Here is a 19,921-nt window from a genome sequence, read left to right as displayed (position 1 = left end):
AGTTTTAGTAAATATAAAGGAGATACATATGGGATCTATAGGAACACCTGAATTAATAGTTATATTAGTGATCGCTTTAGTTATCTTCGGACCTGGTAAATTACCTGAAGTAGGTAAAGCTATTGGTAAGGGCATCAATGAATTTAAAGATGCTATTTCGGGCCCTAAAAAAGCTGTTGATGAAACGAAAGAAGCCGTTAAAAAGGCGACTACTATCGACGTAACAGCAGGGGCTAAAAACGACGATAAACATAAAGAAGCTAATGATTAATAGGAGGTATCACTATGTGTAAAGATTGTGGTTGCGGTGAAGATAATGGCGTTGTAACAAAGGTATTTACTGTACCTGGTATGATGTGCAATAACTGTAAAGAAACTGTTGAAGGTGCATCCCTTGGTTTACCTGGTGTTTTGAGCGCAGAGGTAAATTTGCCAGAGAAAACAGCGACTGTTTCTTTTGATCCAGAAAAAGCATCTGTTGAAGTTATTACAAAAGCTATTGAACGTACAGGCTTTGAAGTAGAAAGCGTTGCAGATGGTGTACAAGAACATAGTCATGGTTTACTAGGAACTTTGAAACGTTTCTTCAAATAATCGAACCCATAGGGCTGTATTGAAACACTGTTTCGATGCAGCCTTTTTTCATAAAGAGGTAATAAAATGATACGCAAGTTTGATGCTGAAAATTTCAAGTGGGATGGCGTCGATACCTTGGTATACAAGCAAGATGGTAGCCCTTTTAAAGATGTAACACGTCAAGTTTTATACGATGGGGCCTTTGATATTCCATGCCAATTCCGCTATTTTGAATGCTTGCCAGGTGGTTATTCTACGCTTGAATATCATGAACATACACATATGGTTATGATATTTCGTGGGAAGGGTCAAGTCTTATTAGGCGATGAGATCCATGATGTAGAAGCTGGTGATTTTATTGAAATTCCAGGTAAAACGATCCATCAATTCCGGGCTAATAAAGGAGATTATATCGGGTTCCTTTGCTTGGTTAACCAAGATCGGGACAAGGTAAAATTATTAACTCCTGAAGAGATGGATACATTGCGCTCTAATCCAAAGATTAAAGAATTTTTGGAAAGTTGCTAATTTATATGGCGGTTATGTGTAATGACCGCCATATAGTTTTATAATCAACAGTAACTGTTGATATGTGTAGTTTGATAGGGAGGTTCTATGAATACCTTTACACGCGCCGCACTGACGGTACTGGTAGGACTTGTAATTTGGTTCTTGCCTCACACGGAGGCTATTAAGCCTGAAGGATGGCATTTATTAGCTATCTTTACGGCTACAATTGTAGGTTTTATTTTAAGACCTTGGCCAACAGGTATTATGGCACTCTTTGGTATTGTTGCGGCAGTAGCAACAAATTCTATTACCATGGTGCAAGCTTTAGGTGGTTACGCTGAAGCCAATGTATGGCTTATCGTAGCAGCTGTATTCTTTTCTAGAGGCATTATTAATTCTGGCCTTGGTAAGCGTATCGCGTATACTTTGATTCGCTCCTTTGGTACTAGTTCCTTAAAGCTAGCTTATGCATTGGCTTGTACAGATCTTATTATTTCTCCTGCCACGCCATCTAATACGGCTCGTGGAGGCGGTATTATTTTTCCAATTGTACAAAACATTTCGTTAGCCTTTGATTCTGAGCCAAATGGTAGTACGGCACGTCGTATTGGGGCATACTTGATGACAACGGCTCATACGATAAACACCATTACTGTAACAATCTTCTTAACTGCTTGTAGTGGTAACTTATTGATTACATCCTTAGGTGCAAAATTGTTTGGCTATGATATTTCATGGTGGGAATGGTTCCAAGCAGGTGTCATCCCTGGTGTAATTTGCATGATTTTGATGCCTTGGTTTATTTATAAAATCTATCCGCCTGAAATCAAGGAAACACCTCAAGCAGCAGTAATGGCCCAAAAAGAGCTAGATATACTAGGTCCTATTACAAAGGCTGAAATTTCAGTGGCTATTATTTTTATACTTTGTATTTTGTTGTGGTCTACTGCAATTTGGACAAAACTACATCCTACTGTAGTTGCTATGATGGGCGTACTTGCTTGTGTAGTTACAGGATCCCTTACATGGGAAGATATTCTAGGTGAACGCACAGGTTGGGATATCCTTATCTGGATGGGTACCCTCGTTGGTATGGCTGGTTTACTTGGCAAACTCGGCGTTGTTGCAGTATTTGCTGATTTTGTAAGTCAACATCTTGTGGGTATTGATTGGTTCTGGGCATCCTTCATTATCTCTGCAACCTTTGTTTACTCTCAATACTTCTTTGCCAGTGGTACAGCGCGTATTACAGCGTTATTCTCCGCCTTTGCAGCTATCTTGGTAGCAATGGGCGCACCAATTCCGTTTACCATCTTGCTCTTTGGTTTGATGAACAGCCCTGGCTGTACATTAACGCATTACAGCTCTGGTGTAACACCAATCTTCTTCGGTGCAGGCTATGTACCACAAGGAACATGGTGGCGTGTAGGCCTTGCTATTTCTGTGGTTAGCTTCTTAATTCACTTCTGGGGTGGTACCCTCGGTATGTGGCTATTCGGTATTCTATAATGCCTATAAATCCCTCACTACGGTGAGGGATTTTTCATTTAATCTGAGGACTATATAGGTTTGTTATCTATTTATTTTGTATGATTGCTATATAGGTGTTGTATCCATTAGTGTTTGCTATAGTTTTTATATATGGTAAACTTTAAAAATTTATATGATAAATCTATAGAATATTTATTGCACGACATTATATAAAGTGTTATTATTATTTTATGATTACAGATTACTTTAGGAGGAAACATGTTGGGTTTAGTCATTAGCTTGTTGATTATCGCGCTCGTCGTGATTATTAAAGACATTCGAATTATGAACAACAACTTAACACGTTTTTGTCTTAACGGTTCCACGAATGGTTTAATATACAATCAATAAGATTTGACTATATGGTTTGTTTCTTATGTGTATATATTCCAAGGGGTACATAGGATTGTTTATGTATATCGGAATTCTGTAAACAAAAGGAATATCATTTGTAAACTTTTAAGACGATTCATAAGAATCGTCTTTTTTTATTAAGTTGAAAAGCGTCCAAGTGGATGCTTTCAAGAAAAGTGAGGAGATTAACATGAGTTGTAGAAGTGACAATTTAAAAACAGGCGTAGCACGTGCACCACACAGATCTTTGCTAAAAGCTCTTGGTTTTGTTGATGAAGAAATGGGCAGACCAGTCATTGGTATTGCGAACTCTTTCAACGAAATTATCCCTGGTCACGTGGGCTTGAAAAATATTGTACAAGCCGTAAAAGACGGCATTCGCAACGCAGGTGGTGTGCCAATCGAGTTCAATACAATTGGTATTTGTGACGGTTTGGCGATGAACCACATCGGTATGAAATACTCCTTGGTAACTCGTAATATCATTGCTGACTCCATCGAAGCAACAGCTATGGCAACACCATTTGATGCTATGGTATTCATTCCAAACTGCGATAAAGTAGTACCTGGTATGTTGATAGCTGCAGCTCGTCTAAACATTCCATCCGTATTCGTGTCTGGTGGTGCTATGCTTGCAGGCGTACATAATGGTAAAAAAATCGGTTTGTCTGATGTATTCGAAGCAGTAGGTAAACATCAAACTGGTGAAATGGGTGATGCTGAGTTATCTGAAATCGAAAATACAGCATGTCCTACATGTGGTTCTTGCTCTGGTATGTACACAGCTAATACAATGAACTGCTTAACAGAAGCTCTTGGTATGGGGCTTCCTGGTAATGGTACAATTCCAGCAGTATACTCTGAACGTTTACGTCTTGCTAAATTAGCAGGTATGCAAGCAGTAGAGGTATTGCAAGCAAATCTTCGTCCTAAAGACATTATGACACGCGAAGCCTTTGAAAATGCAGTAGCTCTAGATATGGCTTTGGGCGGTTCCTCTAATACAGCACTTCATTTACCAGCTATCGCTCACGAAGCAGGTGTACCATTGTCCTTGGACGACTTCGATCGCATTGCACAAAACACACCTCAATTGTCCAAACTTTCTCCATCTGGTAAATACTTCATCGAAGACTTGTATGCTGCAGGCGGCGTATCTGCTGTGTTGAAACGTTTAGCAGAAAATGGTCGTTTGCATACAGATTGCAAAACTGTAGCTCTTAAAACACAAGGTGAAATTGCAGCGGTAGCTCATGTAACTGATGAAGACGTTATTCATCCTTGGAATAATCCTGTTCATGAAACAGGTGGTATTGCCGTTCTTAAAGGTAACCTTGCTGTAGACGGTTCCGTTGTAAAAGCAGGTGCCGTAGATGAAGATATGCTTGTTCACTCTGGTCCAGCAAAGGTATTCAACAGCGAAGAAGAAGCTGTTGAAGCTATTACAGGCGGTAAAATCGTAAAAGGTGATGTGGTAGTTATCCGTTACGAAGGTCCTAAAGGAGGCCCTGGCATGCGTGAAATGTTAACACCAACATCCATGATCGCAGGTATGGGTCTTGATAAAGACGTAGCCTTGTTGACTGATGGTCGTTTCTCTGGTGCTACACGTGGTGCATCCATTGGTCACGTATCTCCAGAAGCTGCGGCTGGTGGCACAATCGCTGTTGTTGAAGATGGTGACATTATCAACATCGATATTCCAAACGGTAAATTGGAATTGGCTGTATCTGATGAAGAAATCGCTCGTCGTAAAGCCGCATTGAAACCATTCAAATCCAATGTAACTGGATACCTAAAAAAATACGCTCTTCATGTATCCTCTGCAGCACAAGGTGCTATCGAAGTATTTGAAGACTAATAGTAGATTTTCATTAATACTAACTAGAGGAGATAGAGTACATGCATAAGTTGTATGATTTTATGGAGGCTCGTGAGCGATTAAGCACAATCACGGTGAAAACAAAATTGCTTCACAGTGATGTGTTCTCCGATGAAAGTGGCAATGATGTATATATCAAGCCAGAAAACTTGCAAATAACAGGTTCCTTTAAGGTTCGTGGTGCATATAATAAAATTGCAAAATTAACAGAAGAAGAAAAGGCGCGCGGCGTTATTGCCGCGTCTGCCGGTAACCATGCGCAAGGCGTGGCCCTTGCTGCAAAACGTTTAGGCATTAAAGCGACAATCGTGATGCCAAAACATACACCTCTCATCAAGGTGAATGCTACAAAACAATATGGCGCAGAAGTGGTTCTACATGGTGAGATTTATGATGAAGCTTACCAAAAAGCGATGGAATTACAACAAGAGCACGGATATGTGTTTGTTCATCCTTTTGATGACGAAGATGTTATTGAAGGACAAGGTACAATTGCATTAGAAGTTCTTGAGGAATTGCCTGATGCGGATGTATTGCTAGTTCCTGTTGGTGGTGGCGGTATTGTTTCTGGTATCGCAGCTGCTGCGAAATTAAAAAATCCTAGCATTAAAATTATTGGTGTAGAACCTGAAGGTGCAGCCAGTGCAATAGCTGCGTTAAAAGCAGATCATCCTGTACCACTTAGTGAGGTGGCAACTATCGCAGATGGTACAGCTGTACGTCAAATCGGCGAAACTACATTAAAATATATTAAAAAATATGTAGATGAAATTGTTACTGTCTCTGATTATGAATTGATGGAAGCATTTTTGTTGCTTGTAGAAAAACATAAATTAGTAGCAGAGAACTCCGGTATTTTACCATTAGCAGGTCTAAAAAAATTAGACTGTAAAGGCAAAAAAGCAGTAGCCATTGTTAGTGGTGGTAATATCGACGTACTTACGATTTCTTCTATGATCAATAAAGGTCTCGTATTGCGTGGTCGTATCTTCACTTTCTCTGTAAACCTTCCAGATAAACCAGGTCAATTGGTTGCTGTATCTGAAATGCTTGCAGATGCGGATGCAAACGTTATTAAACTTGATCATAATCAGTTTAAAAACCTTGACCGCTTCCATGAAGTGGAATTGCAAGTGACTGTAGAAACAAATGGTGAAGAACACATCAAACACATTATTGATACTTTCAAAAATAATGGTTACATTATTAAACGATTAAATTCCAGCGAGATTTTATCTGAATAGCTGGTCGAAAGGGTTCCTATGAGCGCAGAAACAATCAATGGGGCACGCATTGTCCTTGAAACATTGCATCGCCTTGGTGTAACCGACATGTTCGGTTATCCAGGCGGCGCGGTAATTCCAATTTATGATGAAATTTATAGCTTCCCTGAAATTAAGCATTATTTTGTTCGTCATGAACAAGGTGCAGCCCATGCAGCAGATGGTTATGCACGCGTATCTGGAAAAGTAGGCGTATGCCTTGCTACGTCCGGTCCTGGTGCAACTAATCTTGTTACAGGTATTATGACTGCTTACATGGATTCTGTACCTATGGTGGCCATTACTGGTCAGGTTGGTCGTCCGTTTATTGGTAAGGATTCCTTCCAAGAAGCAGATATCCAAGGTATTACCATGCCGATTACAAAACATAACTACCTTGTTCAAGATATTCGCGATTTACCTCGCATCATCAAAGAAGCGTATTTTATTGCTAGTACAGGTCGTCCAGGACCTGTTCTTATTGATATTCCAAAGGATGTTCAAACAGAAAAAATATCCATGACAGAATACAATAAATTATATGAAGTATCTATCCATCTTGAAGGTTATGATCCAACCTATAAAGGTCATCAAGGGCAAATTAAGAAAGCGGCTACACTCATTAAAAATGCGAAACGTCCGCTCATCATTGCCGGTGCCGGTGTATTGAAATCTGGCGCTATGGATGAGTTAAAAGAATTGGCAGAAAAGGCTCAAATTCCTGTAACAAATACATTAGTTGGCCTTGGTGGTTTCCCAGGTAACCATGAGCTTGCTCTTGGTATGGTGGGTATGCATGGCTCTGTAGCGGCTAATAATAGTACAGAAGAAGCAGACCTTGTTATTGCAGCCGGTATTCGTTTCCACGACCGCATTACAGGTCATCCAGATTTCTTCTGTAAAAAAGCTAAAATCATTCATATCGATATCGACCCAGCAGAAATTGATAAAAACGTTACTATTAACGTACCAATTGTAGGTGACTTGAAGCGCGTTTTATCTGAACTTAATACGCTTGTAGAACCTACAACTCATGAAGCGTGGATCGGACAAATTCGTGAATGGCAAGCGGAATATCCTATGGTAATTCCTGAATCTAAAGATGGTGTATTACATCCACAATACGTATTATCTGAACTTAACAAGATTGCCAAAGAGGATGCAGTTATTGTAACAGACGTAGGCCAACATCAAATGTGGGCGGCTCAATTCTTAACTCATAAAAAGCCTCATACCATTGTTACATCTGGTGGTGCAGGTACCATGGGCTATGGTTTACCAGCTGCAATTGGGGCTCAAGTGGGGGCACCTCATAAGCAAGTTATCCTTGTTGTTGGTGATGGTGGATTCCAAATGACCTTCGAAGAGCTCATGATGGTTCGCCAATATAATTTACCAATTAAGATTGTTATCATTAATAATGGTTACCTTGGCATGGTTCGTCAATGGCAACAAATCTTTAATGACCGCCGTTATTCCTATGTAGATTTGGAAGTGAGTCCAGACTTCTTGAAATTGGCAGATGCCTTTGATTTGAAAGCCGCTCGCATCGATAATGTAGAGGATTTCAATAAAGAATTTAAATCTTTCATTACATCTGATGAAAGTATCATCTTGGATTGCCGTGTAGCAAGAGAAGATAATGTATTGCCGATGATTCCAGCTGGCGGTACCGTAAGTGGTATGATGGGCAAGAAAGGGGTGCTATAATGGCGAAAGAACATCAAGTCTTAGTAATTGCAAAAAATACAGCAGGCATTGGTGCACGTATATTGGCACTCTTTAACCGTCGTGGTTTTAATGTTACAAAGATGACATCTGGTATTACAAATACACCAGGCTACGCTCGTATTACCCTCACCGTTGAGGCAGATGATCGCATCTTAGACCAAATTCAAAAACAAATTTACAAGCTCATTGATGTGGTAAAAGTTAAAGTTTTTGAAAATCATGATGTGGTGTGCCGTGAGTTAATGCTTATCAAGGTAAAAGCAACTGCTGCAACACGATCTCAAATTGTACAAATTGCCGATGTATATCGTGGCAATGTACTCGATATTTCTCCTACTTCTATGATTATTGAAGTAATTGGTAGCGTAGAAAAATTACGCGGTTTCATTCAAATTATGGAAACTTATGGTGTCCTTGAAATTGCCAAAACTGGCATTACCGCAATGAGCCGTGGAGAAAAGATTTAGGAGATGGTTGTGTGAGTAGTGAATTACTCCATTATGAAGACGTCAAGTTTCGTCGTGACGGCCGGGAAATTTTAAAAGGCATTAATTGGCATGTTGAAGAAGGGGAGAATTGGGCCTTATTAGGTCTTAATGGGGCTGGTAAATCGACGATGCTCAGCATGATTCCAGCTTACCAAATTCCTACAACAGGACTATTACGCGTATTTGGTCATGAATTTGGCAAATATGCATGGCCTAAGATCAAGGCTCGATTAGGCTTTGTTAGTTCAGCACTTGGTCAATTCCAGTCCACCTTGGATAAACAAGTCGTAGAAGATGTTGTTATTTCTGGTGCTTTTAATAGTATTGGTATTTATCAACAGGTAGAGCCTGAAGTACGTGAACGAGGACTGCAATTATTGTCTGAGTTTGGTTTGTCCTATTTGGAAGGCCATAGATTTCATACACTATCTGCTGGTGAACAGCGCCGTGTTTTACTAGCACGGGCTATTATGGCTAATCCAGATTTACTCATTTTAGATGAGCCTTGTTCTGGACTTGATTTGCCTGCTCGTGAGCAATTCTTAAGAACTGTTGAGAATATGGCACGAGAGGAGCATAAGCCTTTTATTTATGTATCTCATCAAATTGAAGAGATTATGCCCAGTATTACACATGTAGCTATTATTAAAGATGGCCTCATTGTATATAAAGGCAAGAAGCGGGACATCTTAACAGATGAAATTCTAAGCGATGTATTTGGTATTGATGTATCTGTTGTATGGGAGAAAAATCGCCCATGGATTATAGTTAAATAAGAGCTAAAAATGGGATAATTCATTTTTTCTTAATACAAAAAGGGTACAAATTTAAGTTGTAGATTAGTCTATTTGACTATTCGATAAATTACGATATACACTACAAATCTTGCATTTATTTGTGAGATTGTGTACAGTATATATATTAAATATTCTATTGAATATATTTTGGAGGTTGTCTAGTATGGCAGGTAAAATTTTAGGTACTACAGTTTATTATGATGCAGATTGTAATTTGAGCAAATTGGAAGGCAAAAAAATTACAGTTTTAGGTTACGGTTCTCAAGGTCATGCTCATGCATTGAACTTAAAAGAAAATGGTATGGACGTAACAATTGGTCTTCGTGGCGGTTCTTCTAGCTGGAAAGCTGCTGAAGAAGCAGGCCTTACAGTAAAAGAAACTGCAGAAGCAGTTAAAGGTGCTGACATCGTTATGGTATTGATTCCAGACGAATTACAAGCAGACGTATATGCACAAGATATCGCTCCTAACTTAAAACAAGGTGCATACTTGGCATTTGCTCACGGCTTCAACATTCACTTCGGTAAAATCGTACCTCGTGAAGACATCAACGTATTCATGGTAGCTCCTAAAGGTCCTGGTCATTTAGTACGTCGTACATACCAAGAAGGCTCCGGTGTTCCTTGCTTGTACGCTGTAGAAAAAGATCCATCTGGTGATACTGAAGAAGTTGCATTAGCATGGGCTTCTGGTATCGGTGGTGGACGTTCCGGTATCTTGGAAACTAACTTCAAATCTGAAACTGAAACTGACCTCTTCGGTGAACAAGCTGTATTGTGCGGTGGTGTTACTGAATTGATCAAAACTGGTTTCGAAGTATTAACAGAAGCTGGTTATGAACCTGTAAACGCTTACTTCGAATGCTTGCATGAAATGAAATTGATTGTAGACCTTATCTACGAAGGTGGCTTCCAAAAAATGCGCCACTCCATTTCCAACACTGCTGAATATGGTGACTACCATGCAGGTCCTCGCGTAATTACTGCAGATACTAAAAAAGCTATGGAACAAATCTTGGCTGATATTCAATCTGGTAAATTCGCTGACGAATTCTTGGCTGATTCTAAAAATGGTCAAAAATTCCTTAAAGAACATCGTGAAGCAGCTGCTAACCATCCAATCGAACCAGTTGGTGCAGAACTTCGCAACTTGATGAGCTGGTTGAAATAAGAGATTACATTAGTAATTTCTTAATAAGCATAGACTTACTGAAAGCGACCCCATTTGGGGTCGCTTTTTATTGAGTAATACAAGTACGTATGATATAGTTAACGTAGAGTCAGTGTAGTATATTTTGGTATAAGGAGAGATACTATGAGTTCTACAACTATTATTATCATCGTGGCGGTTGCAGTCATTTGGGCCATTTTATTTGCCGTATTTATGAAGTTCAATAAAAAACGACAAGCCGGTGAACAACAATTTGTACAAGAGAATGCTAATAAAGCGATTCTTCATATTTATGGTAAATCTGTAAAGGTTGATGGTAAGGACCTTTCTACTATTGATCATAAAACTGGTCAATATGGTCAAGTCATTGTGGCATTAACACCAGGAGAACATACCATTGAATCCGTATATTACACGACGGATAATGTGGGTACTAAAACAAAGAATGTTGAAACACAGCCTGTTACCATCACAATTCCTGTACAAGCAGGTAATGAATATAATGCGGCTATGTATTTCTATTCCGCGGAACAACGTAAGGCGTATTATAAAGGTGACGTTGACGATGCCGTTTTAGAAGTTGAACTAGAATTAGAATCTGGTTTTACAGCGAATACCCATGCTTATATCATCGTGTACCGTGAATGTAAATAAATTAGTATAGAAACTGTTTAATAGAGCTATCGTTGTGGTAGCTCTATTTTTTATAAGTCGTTGTTGGTTATTAGCATATTTATTTGTGATATAATAAAGAATAATATATGAAAGGGGAACAATATGGATTTTTACACGTTGGCCTATGTTGAAAGTCAGGCTGTGACAGGCCAAACATGGGGCTTTATCGTTTTTGTTGCCATTCTTTTAGCACTGCTTGTTCTAGGTGTACAGGTATTGCGAAATGGTTTTACTAATCGCTATCGTGATTTATTGGTTATTTTGTCTTTAGTTGTAGTGTTTTTCTTAGGACTGGAGTATCAAGAATATAACCGAATGAAAACATACTCTGAAGACTCTTCTCGTATGGCTCAATTTTTACATTCTTTTAGTGCTGATCGTTCTGTACCAAGTGAGCAATTAGCGGTTAACTCCTTAAAAATTCGCAATGGTATGATTTTAAAGGTAAGCGATGATTATTATGAGGTTCAGTTTAATCCAGAATTTACAACCTATACAATTACTCGTGTGTATAAGATGAGCCCAACAGATCGTATTCATGATAAAGCGGACGTATTACCATAAGGAGGAACGTAAATGACAGAAGCTATGGCCGTCTATGGGATGGTCTTTGCCAAACTCGCCATCGGTCTCTTGGCGATTATCTTACAAATCAACTTAATGGGGAAGGGCAACTTAGCGCCAACCTCTGCTTTGGACCAATTACAAAACTATGTACTTGGTGGTATTATCGGTGCCATTATTTACAATGACCAAATCGGTATTTTACAGTTTATGTTAGTCCTCATTTTATGGACTATACTTGTAATGACGCTTAAGTTCTTAAAAGGAAATCTCCGATTCTTTAAAACTATTTTGGATGGACATCCTGTAATTGTTATTGAAAAAGGTCATATCTTAACAGAAGAATGTATGCGTTATGGCATTCAAGCGGCGGAGCTTAAGTTAAAGCTTCGTACAGCAGGTGTTCAATATGTTACGGATGTTAAGCGTGCTGTATTGGAGCAAAATGGTCAGCTCAGCGTAGTTCAATTTAGTGATGAGAATATTAAATTTGACCTTATTGATGATGGTCAAATTAACCATTTTACATTAGATGTAATTGAAAAAGGCCAGGATTGGCTAGAAGAAGAAGTTGAAAAGCAAGGCTATAAAATTAAGGAGGTATACATTGCAGAATACAAAGATGGGGAAGTTGTTATTTACCCTTATGAAAAAAAACATCGCCCTCAAATTGTAAAAACACTTAAAGATAAGACCTCTCATACAAAGGATAAATTGAAATCTAAATTGTAATGTTTCTTGGTCTTATAGTATAGTTAAGATAAGTATTATATACTACTCTTATAGACATACAAATATAGACATACAAACGATATATAAAATGTTTTTAAGCCCACTATTCGTAGTGGGCTTATATAGAAAGGAAATTAGTGAATCGTAAAGATTTAATTGATAGATTACAAGCATTATATAAAGACGAAGATAGTCGGGTAACGGTAAACCCTCATGCAGGGCAAAAGGTAGCTATCGTCTATCCTAATACATATTTTGTAGGCATGAGTAATCTAGGCCTCCACATTATTTATGAGGAAATCAATTTGTGTCCAGCTAGTGTATGCGAGCGGATATTCTTACCTGAGAAAAAGGAACTAGATGCCTATGATAAGACGAAAACTCCGCTTATGAGTGTTGAAACGCAACGACCTATGCATCAGTTTGATGTAGTTGCTTTTGATGTAACTTTTGAAATGGACTATTTTCACATCCCATTAATGCTACGACATGGGCGTGTGCCTGTTATGAGCGAAGATCGAACTGGCTTTGATCCTATCGTCATTGCCGGAGGACCTTGTGCGACATTTAATCCTGAGCCCTTTGCCGATTTTATCGATGCTTTCATCATCGGTGAAGGGGAAGGTATCGTTACTGCTGTGTTAGAACGAATTCGCAAGGGTCGTGAGAATGGTGAAAGCCGAGAAGAAACGATTTCTGCACTAGCTCAAATTGATGGTGTATATGTACCTATTTTATATACCCCTCAATATGACGATAATAAGCGTTTTGTTGGCTATGATATAGCAGAGGGTGCACCTAAAACTATACGACGCCATTTTGAGCCTCTAACGAGTGGAGGTGAAACGGTAATTGCTACGAATTTCACCGAGTTTGGCGCCATGTATATCATCGAGGTAGCTCGAGGCTGTGGCCGTCATTGTCGATTCTGTATGGCCGGGTATTGTTTCCGTGTACCGCGCGTACGACCTTTAGACATATTAAAAGAAGGCGTAGATAGAGCAGAGAAATTAGGTAAAAAGGTAGGCCTTATGGGGGCCGCTATTTCTGATTATCCAGAGGTAGATGAGTTAGTTACTTATATTCGTTCTAAAGATATGCGCTATTCTTGTGCATCTTTGCGAGCAGATTCTTTGACGCAAGCCGTAGTAGATGGCTTGGCAGATAGCGGTCAAAAGACGATTACCATTGCTCCAGAAACGGGCAGTGAACGGTTGCGCCGCGTTATTAATAAAGGGATTAGCGAAGAACATTTGAAAAATGCTGCTACTTTATCTGCTAAGTCTGGCATCCAACACATGCGCCTCTACATCATGATTGGGTTGCCTACGGAAACAGACGAGGATATTGAAGCCATCGTAGGCCTGGCAGAACGGACGCAATCCCATATGGCAGAGGTGGGCTGTAAAGGTCGTTTAACACTCAGTATCAATCCATTTATTCCAAAGCCTTTTACACCATTCCAATGGATGGCTATGGATAATCAAAAAACGGTAGAGAAAAAACTTCAATATATTAAAAAAGCATTGCAAAAGAATCGTCGTATCGAGGTGCTCGTTGAATCACCTAAAGAGGCATATATCCAAGGTGTACTAGCTCGTGGTGATCGCCGTCTTGGCGCTGTTCTTGCGGCATGTGCAGCAGATCGTGGCAGTAAGTCTTTCAAGGCTGAAATGAAGGCAGCAGGCCTAGATATGGACGAGATGAACTATCGTGAACGAAGCTTTGATGAATTCTTACCATGGAGTCACCTCGACATGGGGATGGACGATGGATATCTTGAAATGGAATGGAAGCGCTCTGTGGATGAAGCGTATACACCGCCATGTGTACAAGGCTGTAAGCGATGTGGTGTATGTAAATAGGAGGCACTTATGAATCAATCTGTAAAACGTATAGATGTTAAAGGACCTCATGGTACTTGGTCTTATGAAACTCCTAATTGGGCAGATCGTTTTCCTATTACAATAGGTGATACGTACCGTCATGGTGGTGTATCTCAAGAGCCCTATAAATCACTAAATTTAGCATTTCACGTAGGGGATGAGCCTAAGTATGTTCGTGAAAACCGTGCTATTGTTGCTGAATATTTAGGTGTTGAACCAGAGCGAATCTCTTGTGGTAATCAAGTACATGGTTTAAAAGCTGTAGAAATCACAGAAGATCTCGTTGGTGCGGGAGCCTTGGGAGAGGATACAGCCATAGCCGATTGTGATGCTGTATTTACAAAATTACCGAATGTACCACTATTTTTATTTACTGCTGATTGTGTAGCTGTAGGTATTTATGATGCTAAGCATCACGCTATCGCTACGGTACATGCAGGGTGGCGCGGAGCGATAGGACATTTGCCAGTTCTTACTATTGAGACTATGAAAGAAGCTTATGGTACGGAGTTCAAAGATTGTTATATCTATCTTGGACCTAGCATTGGGCCAGAATCCTTTGAAGTTGATGTAGAGTTAGGAAAACGTTTTGAATTAGCTTGGCGTGGTATGACTGACCGCAGTGTGGCTGATATTGTAAACTATCCAGGTGATAAACTAGATAAAGCCTATATCAACTTATGGAACTTTATCGCCGAAGGACTTATGGTGAATGGTGTGCCTAAAGAAAATATCGCTATTGGCGGTACCGATACAGTAACAGATAAAGATTGTTATTCCTATCGTCGGGAATCTGGTAAAACAGGTCGCATGGCTTTATTTGGTATGCTACAAGAACGGTAGTATATACATACATAGATTTATAGGCTTTATAAGACCTAAATGATGTACAATCAATAATAAATACTATATAATAGAATAGTCTATACAAATATATTTTATGGTTTTTAAATATAGATTGAAGGGGAATCACATGATTGAAGAATCCCTACACGCTATACAGCAGCGCATGGCAGATGCTATGGCGCGCGTTGGTCGCGTAGATACAGCATTATTAGTAGCTGTTACTAAGAACCACCCTGTATCAGCGGTGGAAGAGGTCGCACGTCTCGGTGTTACTCATGTGGGGGAAAATCGAGTACAAGAGGCTAAAGAAAAACAGCTTACCTATAAAGGTCCACAATTGACATGGCATTTGATTGGTCATTTAAAGGTCAATAAGGTGCGTCAAGCGGTGCCTATGTTTGATTTAATTCATTCTGTAGACAGCCGTAAATTATTAGATGAAATCGAAAAGGTTGCAGCCAAGCACGATAAGGTGCAAGATGTGTTATTGCAAGTTAATGTAGCTCGTGAAGCATCTAAAACAGGCATGACCGTTGAAGAGTTTCCAGAAATACGAGACTATGCAAAGACATTACCTCATGTCCGTGTTCGGGGCTTAATGTGTATGGCACCATTTTTCGATGATCCAGAGGAAGCACGTCCAATCTTCCGCGTAGCAAACGCCTTGTATGAGGATATGAAGGGCTACTTTGAAGAAGGGCAGATTCAATATTTATCTATGGGGATGACTCACGACTTTGAAGTCGCTTTAGAAGAAGGGGCTAACATCGTTCGTGTAGGCACAGCAATTTTTGGGGAACGTGTGTATTATTAAGGCTCGGGTTGCCTAGTAATCGGTAGCGTTATGTATTAGGAGGAAATCCAAATGGCATTGGGAGATTATTTAGACAAAGCAAAAAACTTATTCTTAGGCAAAAATGATGATGACTATGAATATGATGATTATGACTATGAAGATGAAGAGGAATATGAAGCGGAACCTACACCAGTAGCTCCAGTAGCTCCAGTATCCGGCGCATCTGAATTTCATCCACGCAAGGTAGGAGGCCAATCTACGATGACACAACGTCCAACAGCTATGAAAGTAGTTGTAATTGAACCAAAAGTATTTGAAGATTCTGAAAATATTACACATCAATTGCGCGACATGCGTCCTGTATTGATTAACTTTGAAAATACAGATCCTCATGAAGCAGCGCGTATTGTGGACTTCGTATCTGGTGCGACATTTGCATTGGATGGCAAATTGGAAAAGGTTGGTAAGGACATTTTCATGTGCGTACCTGTAAACATTTCCATTGATTATTCTGATAATGAAAGTAACAAAGCTGAGCAAAACGAATACGCTTGGGAAAACAAATAATTTCTCTATAAACGGTGGTGACAACTATGTTAGGTAAAACCTTATGTATCGGCGTTGGCTCGATGGGTGGCGCTCTATTGCGCGGTGCATTACAGCATGGCGTGTTGAAAGCAAGTGATACACACATTCTGGTGCGTCGTGAAGAACAATGTAAGGCTCTTACAGAGGAGCTTGGTGTAGTAGGCTTTACGACTATGCCTAATGTACATGAGTACAATACCATTCTATTGGCTGTAAAACCACAAGTGTTACCATCTGTACTAGAGGATTTAAAAGAAGTACCTTATGGAACTGTTATGATCTCCGTTGCGGCAGGGATTACCTTAGATACCCTTGATGCGGCGATTCCACAAGCTAACTGGTTTAGAGCCATGCCAAATACACCGGCGTCTATCGGTGCTGGTATGACTGCTCTTGCTGGTGATGATGTGAATACAGACCTTGGCCGCGATGTTCAAGCCTTGTTTGAGGCTGTTGGCGAAGTAGCCGTGGTGAGCGAAGCCGATTTGGACCGCTTAGGTGCACTATCTGGTGCGGGCCCTGGCTATATGTTCGTCATTCTAGATGCCTTAGCTGATGCAGGGGTTCGCATAGGCTTGCCTCGTCAGTTGGCTATCAAGGCTGCGGCTCAAACGATGTATGGTGCTGGTAAGATGGCTCTTGAAAGTGGTAATCATCCAGCAGTACTACGAGATCAAGTAACAAGTCCAGGTGGCACGACCATCGCTGGTATTGGTGCCATGGAAAAAGGTGGACTTCGCAGTGCTCTCCAAGATGGCGTAGTAGCATGTCTTGCTCGGTCAAATGAATTGGGGAAATAATTTTGGCAGATACTAGTAAATTAATACGATATTTTGAAGCCAGTGGCAGCGGTGAGGAAGCTCGCCGCATGCTAGACTTGGCTGAGCAGGTTGTAAAAGGTCGCCCTTATCGCGTGGCGGACTTTACGAGCCCTGCAGGTCTTGTCATTGCAGACGCAATCAAGGCTAACTACCCACAGCTTATCGTTAAGACAGACGGTGGCTATGAAGGGGCGGAACGTATCCGTATCGCCTTTGTAGATAGCGACTTTAACGGTACTGTGGACATGGGCATTCGCGCCCTTAAGGTAAATTGGGACCCACGGTTCCGACTGCTTACCCATCGTGATGTGCTAGGCTCCTTGATGGGCCTTGGCATTGATCGCTCCAAATTTGGGGACGTTATCGTTCAACAAGGGGGCGCTCAAATTTTGGTGGATGAAAGCGTAGCAGACTTCGTGATTCAAAACTTCACAAAAATCGCTATGGTTTCTGTATCTGTAGAGGCTATTGACCTATCAGATATTGCACCAAAAGAAGAAAAAATTAAAGAAGTCCGCACTACAGTTGCTTCTTTGCGCTTAGATGCGGTGGCAAGTTCTGGTTTTAGCGTGTCTCGTACTAAATTGGTAAGCGCTATAAATGCAGGATTATTGCAAGTAAACTGGCAACCAGCTAAGGGGGCATCCCAAGAAGTTAAAGAAGGGGATGTGATTTCTATGCGTGGTCGTGGCCGAATGAAGGTAGAAGCCATTACAGGTACATCTCGTAAGGGGCGTATCGGCGTATATCTGAAACGATTCATGTAGGCAATTGAAAATCGGCTTGACCATCAAGCCGATTTTTTTATATATAGTAGGACAGCCATGGTATCCATAACATTTCAACCTACAACAGAAGATACAATCCTATTCGTAGGCGGCGGAGAGGTAGCAGAGCGACGAATACAGCTCTTTATTGATGAGCCGTGCAACATTGTCGTAATTGCTCCCACTGTAACAGATAGGATTTGCCAATGGGCAAAGGATAATCGTATCACGTGGTACGACCGTGCTTTCACAATGGATGATGAACACCACATTATAACGAGCAGTTTGTTCTTTATCTGCACAGATAATGGCGAATTAAACGATACGTTATATGATATGGGGAAAAAACACCGCGTTTGGACTAATCGCAGTGACGCCCCTAGGGCGTGCAGATTTACTGTGCCTTCATCCCTTGAACTGGGTGATCTTCATATCGCTATTAGCGCTAATAACGTAGGACCTCGTATCAATCGCCTCGTAAAGCAAGATATGATGAATCGTTATGGCCAGTTGCAAAAGGCTATGCCTAGACTTAAAATATTTAGAGAAGAAGTAAAGTTACTACTTCCTACCCCAGAGGCTCGACAGAAATTTTGGCGAGACCATCTGACCGTAGAAACTTTTGAAGCCATTCTCAAGGGAGAGTGGATGACTATAGAGGAGAAACTTGACCATGAAATTAGTGGTATTAGGTCTAAATCATAGAAGTGCCGCTGTTGAGGTACGTGAACGTTTCTCGTTTGATAAGGACGAGGTTGCTTCAGCACTAAACCGCCTCTATGAATTCGACTGTGTAGCAGAATGCGTTATATTGTCTACATGCAATAGAACTGAAATCTATGCGGCCTTAGAAGGTGTAGAGTTCCCTAAAGAATATATGCTGGCTGTGTTAAAGGATTTAAAAGGTGCCGACCACATCGATGAAGATGCCTTTTTCTTCTATGAAGAGCGAGATTGCATTGAACATCTATTCCGTGTATCTGCAAGTCTTGATTCCCTTGTATTGGGGGAAGGTCAAATTTTGAGCCAATTAAAAGGGGCTTATATTCAGGCTTATAGCGCAGGTTGTACAGGCACAATTTTTAATATCTTATTCCAACGCGCTATTAGTGTTGGTAAAAAGGTACGGACGAACACAGGTATTGCTAATACGCCTGTATCCGTTAGCTACACTGCTGTTAACCTTGCGGAGGACAGCCTAGATAAACCATTATCTGAAGCGACGGTGCTCATCTTAGGTGCTGGTACCATGAGTGAGTTGACCGCAACGCACCTACAAGCAAAGGGCGTAAAAACGATTTTTGTATCCAATAGAACCTTTACCAAGGCAGAAGCTCTAGCAGAGCGATTTAATGGTAAAGCTGTTAAGCTCGATAACTTTGTAGATTATGCTAAAGATGCGGATATCCTCATTACATCTACAGGGGCGCCGCACTATATTATTACTGAACGTGAAGCAAAGAAAATTACCTCCCTTCGCAAAGGTGAGCCAATCGTTATGATTGATATTGCGGTACCACGCGATATCGATCCTGCCGTAGCAGATATGGAAGGTATTTACCTGTTTAATATCGACTCTCTTGAAAGTGTAGTTGAAGAAAATAAGGCACAGCGCGAAGAAGAAGCTCGTCGTGCAGAGCCGATCATTCACGATGCTATTGAAGAACTATTAGACAAATTGAGCTATTTGACGGTGCGCCCTATGATGGCATTGCTCACGGAAAAAGCAGAACGCATTCGCCGTCGTGAGTTACATCGCGCATTAGCGAAATTACCTGATATTTCAGATAAGGAGCGCCGCATTATGGACTCAATGAGTCGCATGATCATTCGCAAAATGTTGCGTGAACCGATGATTCACTTTAACGAAATCGCTGGTACAGAGGAAGAAGGTTTGTACTGGGATTTATTCAAAGATATGTTTAATCTTGAGAAAGAAGGGTAA

22 protein-coding genes are annotated in these 19,921 nt (G+C 40.5%); all 22 read left to right on the top strand.

The window, feature by feature from the left end; genetic code table 11:
* Positions 1-28 precede the first annotated feature (28 nt).
* The 22 genes from VCHSUH03_RS04180 (at position 29) to hemA (ending at position 19,921) form a co-directional block, all read left to right on the top strand.
* Positions 29-271: a Sec-independent protein translocase subunit TatA/TatB gene (locus VCHSUH03_RS04180; protein ID WP_004695192.1), complete on the top strand. Its 243-nt coding sequence runs from the start codon at positions 29-31 to the stop codon at positions 269-271.
* Between the two features lie 14 nt (positions 272-285).
* Entirely contained in the window at positions 286-594 is a 309-nt protein-coding gene (locus VCHSUH03_RS04175) for a heavy-metal-associated domain-containing protein (protein WP_105094171.1), read from the top strand.
* Positions 595-660: 66 nt separating this feature from the next.
* The gene (locus tag VCHSUH03_RS04170; RefSeq protein ID WP_005385552.1) at positions 661-1,104 is read left to right on the top strand and encodes a cupin domain-containing protein; all 444 of its coding nucleotides are present in this window, start codon (positions 661-663) and stop codon (positions 1,102-1,104) included.
* 87 nt (positions 1,105-1,191) lie between these two features.
* The gene (locus VCHSUH03_RS04165) at positions 1,192-2,595 is read left to right on the top strand and encodes a DASS family sodium-coupled anion symporter (RefSeq protein WP_105094170.1); all 1,404 of its coding nucleotides are present in this window, start codon (positions 1,192-1,194) and stop codon (positions 2,593-2,595) included.
* Between the two features lie 240 nt (positions 2,596-2,835).
* Positions 2,836-2,967 (top strand): hypothetical protein, encoded by a 132-nt coding sequence (locus VCHSUH03_RS09605; protein WP_255403554.1) that lies wholly within the window; start codon positions 2,836-2,838, stop codon positions 2,965-2,967.
* Between the two features lie 193 nt (positions 2,968-3,160).
* Positions 3,161-4,831 carry a dihydroxy-acid dehydratase gene (gene ilvD / locus VCHSUH03_RS04160; RefSeq protein ID WP_105094169.1) on the top strand — a complete coding sequence of 557 codons (1,671 nt, stop codon included), beginning with the start codon at positions 3,161-3,163 and terminating at the stop codon, positions 4,829-4,831.
* A gap of 41 nt (positions 4,832-4,872) precedes the next feature.
* Complete coding sequence (gene ilvA / locus VCHSUH03_RS04155; protein ID WP_105094168.1) at positions 4,873-6,096, top strand: threonine ammonia-lyase; 1,224 nt, start codon at positions 4,873-4,875, stop codon at positions 6,094-6,096.
* A gap of 18 nt (positions 6,097-6,114) precedes the next feature.
* Complete coding sequence (ilvB, locus tag VCHSUH03_RS04150) at positions 6,115-7,824, top strand: biosynthetic-type acetolactate synthase large subunit (protein ID WP_105094167.1); 1,710 nt, start codon at positions 6,115-6,117, stop codon at positions 7,822-7,824.
* Positions 7,824-8,312: an acetolactate synthase small subunit gene (ilvN, locus tag VCHSUH03_RS04145; protein WP_105094166.1), complete on the top strand. Its 489-nt coding sequence runs from the start codon at positions 7,824-7,826 to the stop codon at positions 8,310-8,312. The genes ilvB and ilvN overlap by 1 nt, the downstream gene beginning before the upstream one ends.
* Before the next feature lie 11 nt (positions 8,313-8,323).
* The gene (locus VCHSUH03_RS04140) at positions 8,324-9,109 is read left to right on the top strand and encodes an ABC transporter ATP-binding protein (protein WP_105094165.1); all 786 of its coding nucleotides are present in this window, start codon (positions 8,324-8,326) and stop codon (positions 9,107-9,109) included.
* Positions 9,110-9,293: 184 nt separating this feature from the next.
* Positions 9,294-10,301, top strand: coding sequence for a ketol-acid reductoisomerase (ilvC, locus tag VCHSUH03_RS04135; protein WP_004695212.1), 1,008 nt, complete (start codon positions 9,294-9,296; stop codon positions 10,299-10,301).
* Positions 10,302-10,445: 144 nt separating this feature from the next.
* Entirely contained in the window at positions 10,446-10,955 is a 510-nt protein-coding gene (locus VCHSUH03_RS04130) for a hypothetical protein (RefSeq protein WP_005380336.1), read from the top strand.
* 123 nt (positions 10,956-11,078) lie between these two features.
* Entirely contained in the window at positions 11,079-11,540 is a 462-nt protein-coding gene (locus VCHSUH03_RS04125) for a DUF3290 family protein (protein ID WP_105094164.1), read from the top strand.
* 12 nt (positions 11,541-11,552) lie between these two features.
* Positions 11,553-12,272: a DUF421 domain-containing protein gene (locus tag VCHSUH03_RS04120; protein WP_024066652.1), complete on the top strand. Its 720-nt coding sequence runs from the start codon at positions 11,553-11,555 to the stop codon at positions 12,270-12,272.
* A gap of 137 nt (positions 12,273-12,409) precedes the next feature.
* Positions 12,410-14,137 (top strand): radical SAM protein, encoded by a 1,728-nt coding sequence (locus VCHSUH03_RS04115; protein ID WP_105094163.1) that lies wholly within the window; start codon positions 12,410-12,412, stop codon positions 14,135-14,137.
* A 9-nt stretch (positions 14,138-14,146) separates the two neighbouring features.
* Entirely contained in the window at positions 14,147-15,001 is an 855-nt protein-coding gene (pgeF, locus tag VCHSUH03_RS04110; RefSeq protein WP_105094162.1) for a peptidoglycan editing factor PgeF, read from the top strand.
* A gap of 130 nt (positions 15,002-15,131) precedes the next feature.
* Positions 15,132-15,818 carry a YggS family pyridoxal phosphate-dependent enzyme gene (locus VCHSUH03_RS04105; RefSeq protein ID WP_105094161.1) on the top strand — a complete coding sequence of 229 codons (687 nt, stop codon included), beginning with the start codon at positions 15,132-15,134 and terminating at the stop codon, positions 15,816-15,818.
* A 51-nt stretch (positions 15,819-15,869) separates the two neighbouring features.
* Positions 15,870-16,367, top strand: a complete 498-nt coding sequence (locus VCHSUH03_RS04100) for a cell division protein SepF (protein WP_105094160.1) — start codon at positions 15,870-15,872, stop codon at positions 16,365-16,367.
* Positions 16,368-16,393: 26 nt separating this feature from the next.
* Entirely contained in the window at positions 16,394-17,188 is a 795-nt protein-coding gene (gene proC / locus VCHSUH03_RS04095; RefSeq protein ID WP_105094159.1) for a pyrroline-5-carboxylate reductase, read from the top strand.
* Positions 17,189-17,190: 2 nt separating this feature from the next.
* A complete protein-coding gene (locus tag VCHSUH03_RS04090; RefSeq protein WP_005385583.1) occupies positions 17,191-17,976 on the top strand; it encodes a YlmH family RNA-binding protein in 786 nt (261 codons plus the stop codon).
* Between the two features lie 57 nt (positions 17,977-18,033).
* On the top strand, positions 18,034-18,681 hold the full coding sequence (locus tag VCHSUH03_RS04085) for a precorrin-2 dehydrogenase/sirohydrochlorin ferrochelatase family protein (RefSeq protein ID WP_105094158.1): 648 nt from the start codon (positions 18,034-18,036) through the stop codon (positions 18,679-18,681).
* Complete coding sequence (gene hemA / locus VCHSUH03_RS04080) at positions 18,650-19,921, top strand: glutamyl-tRNA reductase (RefSeq protein WP_105094157.1); 1,272 nt, start codon at positions 18,650-18,652, stop codon at positions 19,919-19,921. The genes VCHSUH03_RS04085 and hemA overlap by 32 nt, the downstream gene beginning before the upstream one ends.

Origin of the sequence: Veillonella infantium (assembly GCF_002959895.1) — a bacterium.
In the GTDB taxonomy this organism is placed as follows: domain Bacteria; phylum Bacillota; class Negativicutes; order Veillonellales; family Veillonellaceae; genus Veillonella; species Veillonella infantium.
This window is presented reverse-complemented; position numbering and strand designations above follow the sequence as displayed.

Excerpts from the sequence above, each read along its gene's own strand:
- ilvC (WP_004695212.1), top strand. The coding sequence starts at position 9,294 with ATGGCAGGTAAAATTTTAGGTACTACAGTTTATTATGATGCAGATTGT.
- VCHSUH03_RS04170 (WP_005385552.1), top strand. The coding sequence starts at position 661 with ATGATACGCAAGTTTGATGCTGAAAATTTCAAGTGGGATGGCGTCGAT.
- VCHSUH03_RS04085 (WP_105094158.1), top strand. The coding sequence starts at position 18,034 with ATGGTATCCATAACATTTCAACCTACAACAGAAGATACAATCCTATTC.
- VCHSUH03_RS09605 (WP_255403554.1), top strand. The coding sequence starts at position 2,836 with ATGTTGGGTTTAGTCATTAGCTTGTTGATTATCGCGCTCGTCGTGATT.
- ilvD (WP_105094169.1), top strand. The coding sequence starts at position 3,161 with ATGAGTTGTAGAAGTGACAATTTAAAAACAGGCGTAGCACGTGCACCA.
- VCHSUH03_RS04105 (WP_105094161.1), top strand. The coding sequence starts at position 15,132 with ATGATTGAAGAATCCCTACACGCTATACAGCAGCGCATGGCAGATGCT.
- ilvA (WP_105094168.1), top strand. The coding sequence starts at position 4,873 with ATGCATAAGTTGTATGATTTTATGGAGGCTCGTGAGCGATTAAGCACA.
- hemA (WP_105094157.1), top strand. The coding sequence starts at position 18,650 with ATGAAATTAGTGGTATTAGGTCTAAATCATAGAAGTGCCGCTGTTGAG.
- VCHSUH03_RS04120 (WP_024066652.1), top strand. The coding sequence starts at position 11,553 with ATGACAGAAGCTATGGCCGTCTATGGGATGGTCTTTGCCAAACTCGCC.
- VCHSUH03_RS04180 (WP_004695192.1), top strand. The coding sequence starts at position 29 with ATGGGATCTATAGGAACACCTGAATTAATAGTTATATTAGTGATCGCT.
- ilvB (WP_105094167.1), top strand. The coding sequence starts at position 6,115 with ATGAGCGCAGAAACAATCAATGGGGCACGCATTGTCCTTGAAACATTG.
- VCHSUH03_RS04130 (WP_005380336.1), top strand. The coding sequence starts at position 10,446 with ATGAGTTCTACAACTATTATTATCATCGTGGCGGTTGCAGTCATTTGG.
- VCHSUH03_RS04125 (WP_105094164.1), top strand. The coding sequence starts at position 11,079 with ATGGATTTTTACACGTTGGCCTATGTTGAAAGTCAGGCTGTGACAGGC.
- pgeF (WP_105094162.1), top strand. The coding sequence starts at position 14,147 with ATGAATCAATCTGTAAAACGTATAGATGTTAAAGGACCTCATGGTACT.
- ilvN (WP_105094166.1), top strand. The coding sequence starts at position 7,824 with ATGGCGAAAGAACATCAAGTCTTAGTAATTGCAAAAAATACAGCAGGC.
- proC (WP_105094159.1), top strand. The coding sequence starts at position 16,394 with ATGTTAGGTAAAACCTTATGTATCGGCGTTGGCTCGATGGGTGGCGCT.
- VCHSUH03_RS04175 (WP_105094171.1), top strand. The coding sequence starts at position 286 with ATGTGTAAAGATTGTGGTTGCGGTGAAGATAATGGCGTTGTAACAAAG.
- VCHSUH03_RS04100 (WP_105094160.1), top strand. The coding sequence starts at position 15,870 with ATGGCATTGGGAGATTATTTAGACAAAGCAAAAAACTTATTCTTAGGC.
- VCHSUH03_RS04165 (WP_105094170.1), top strand. The coding sequence starts at position 1,192 with ATGAATACCTTTACACGCGCCGCACTGACGGTACTGGTAGGACTTGTA.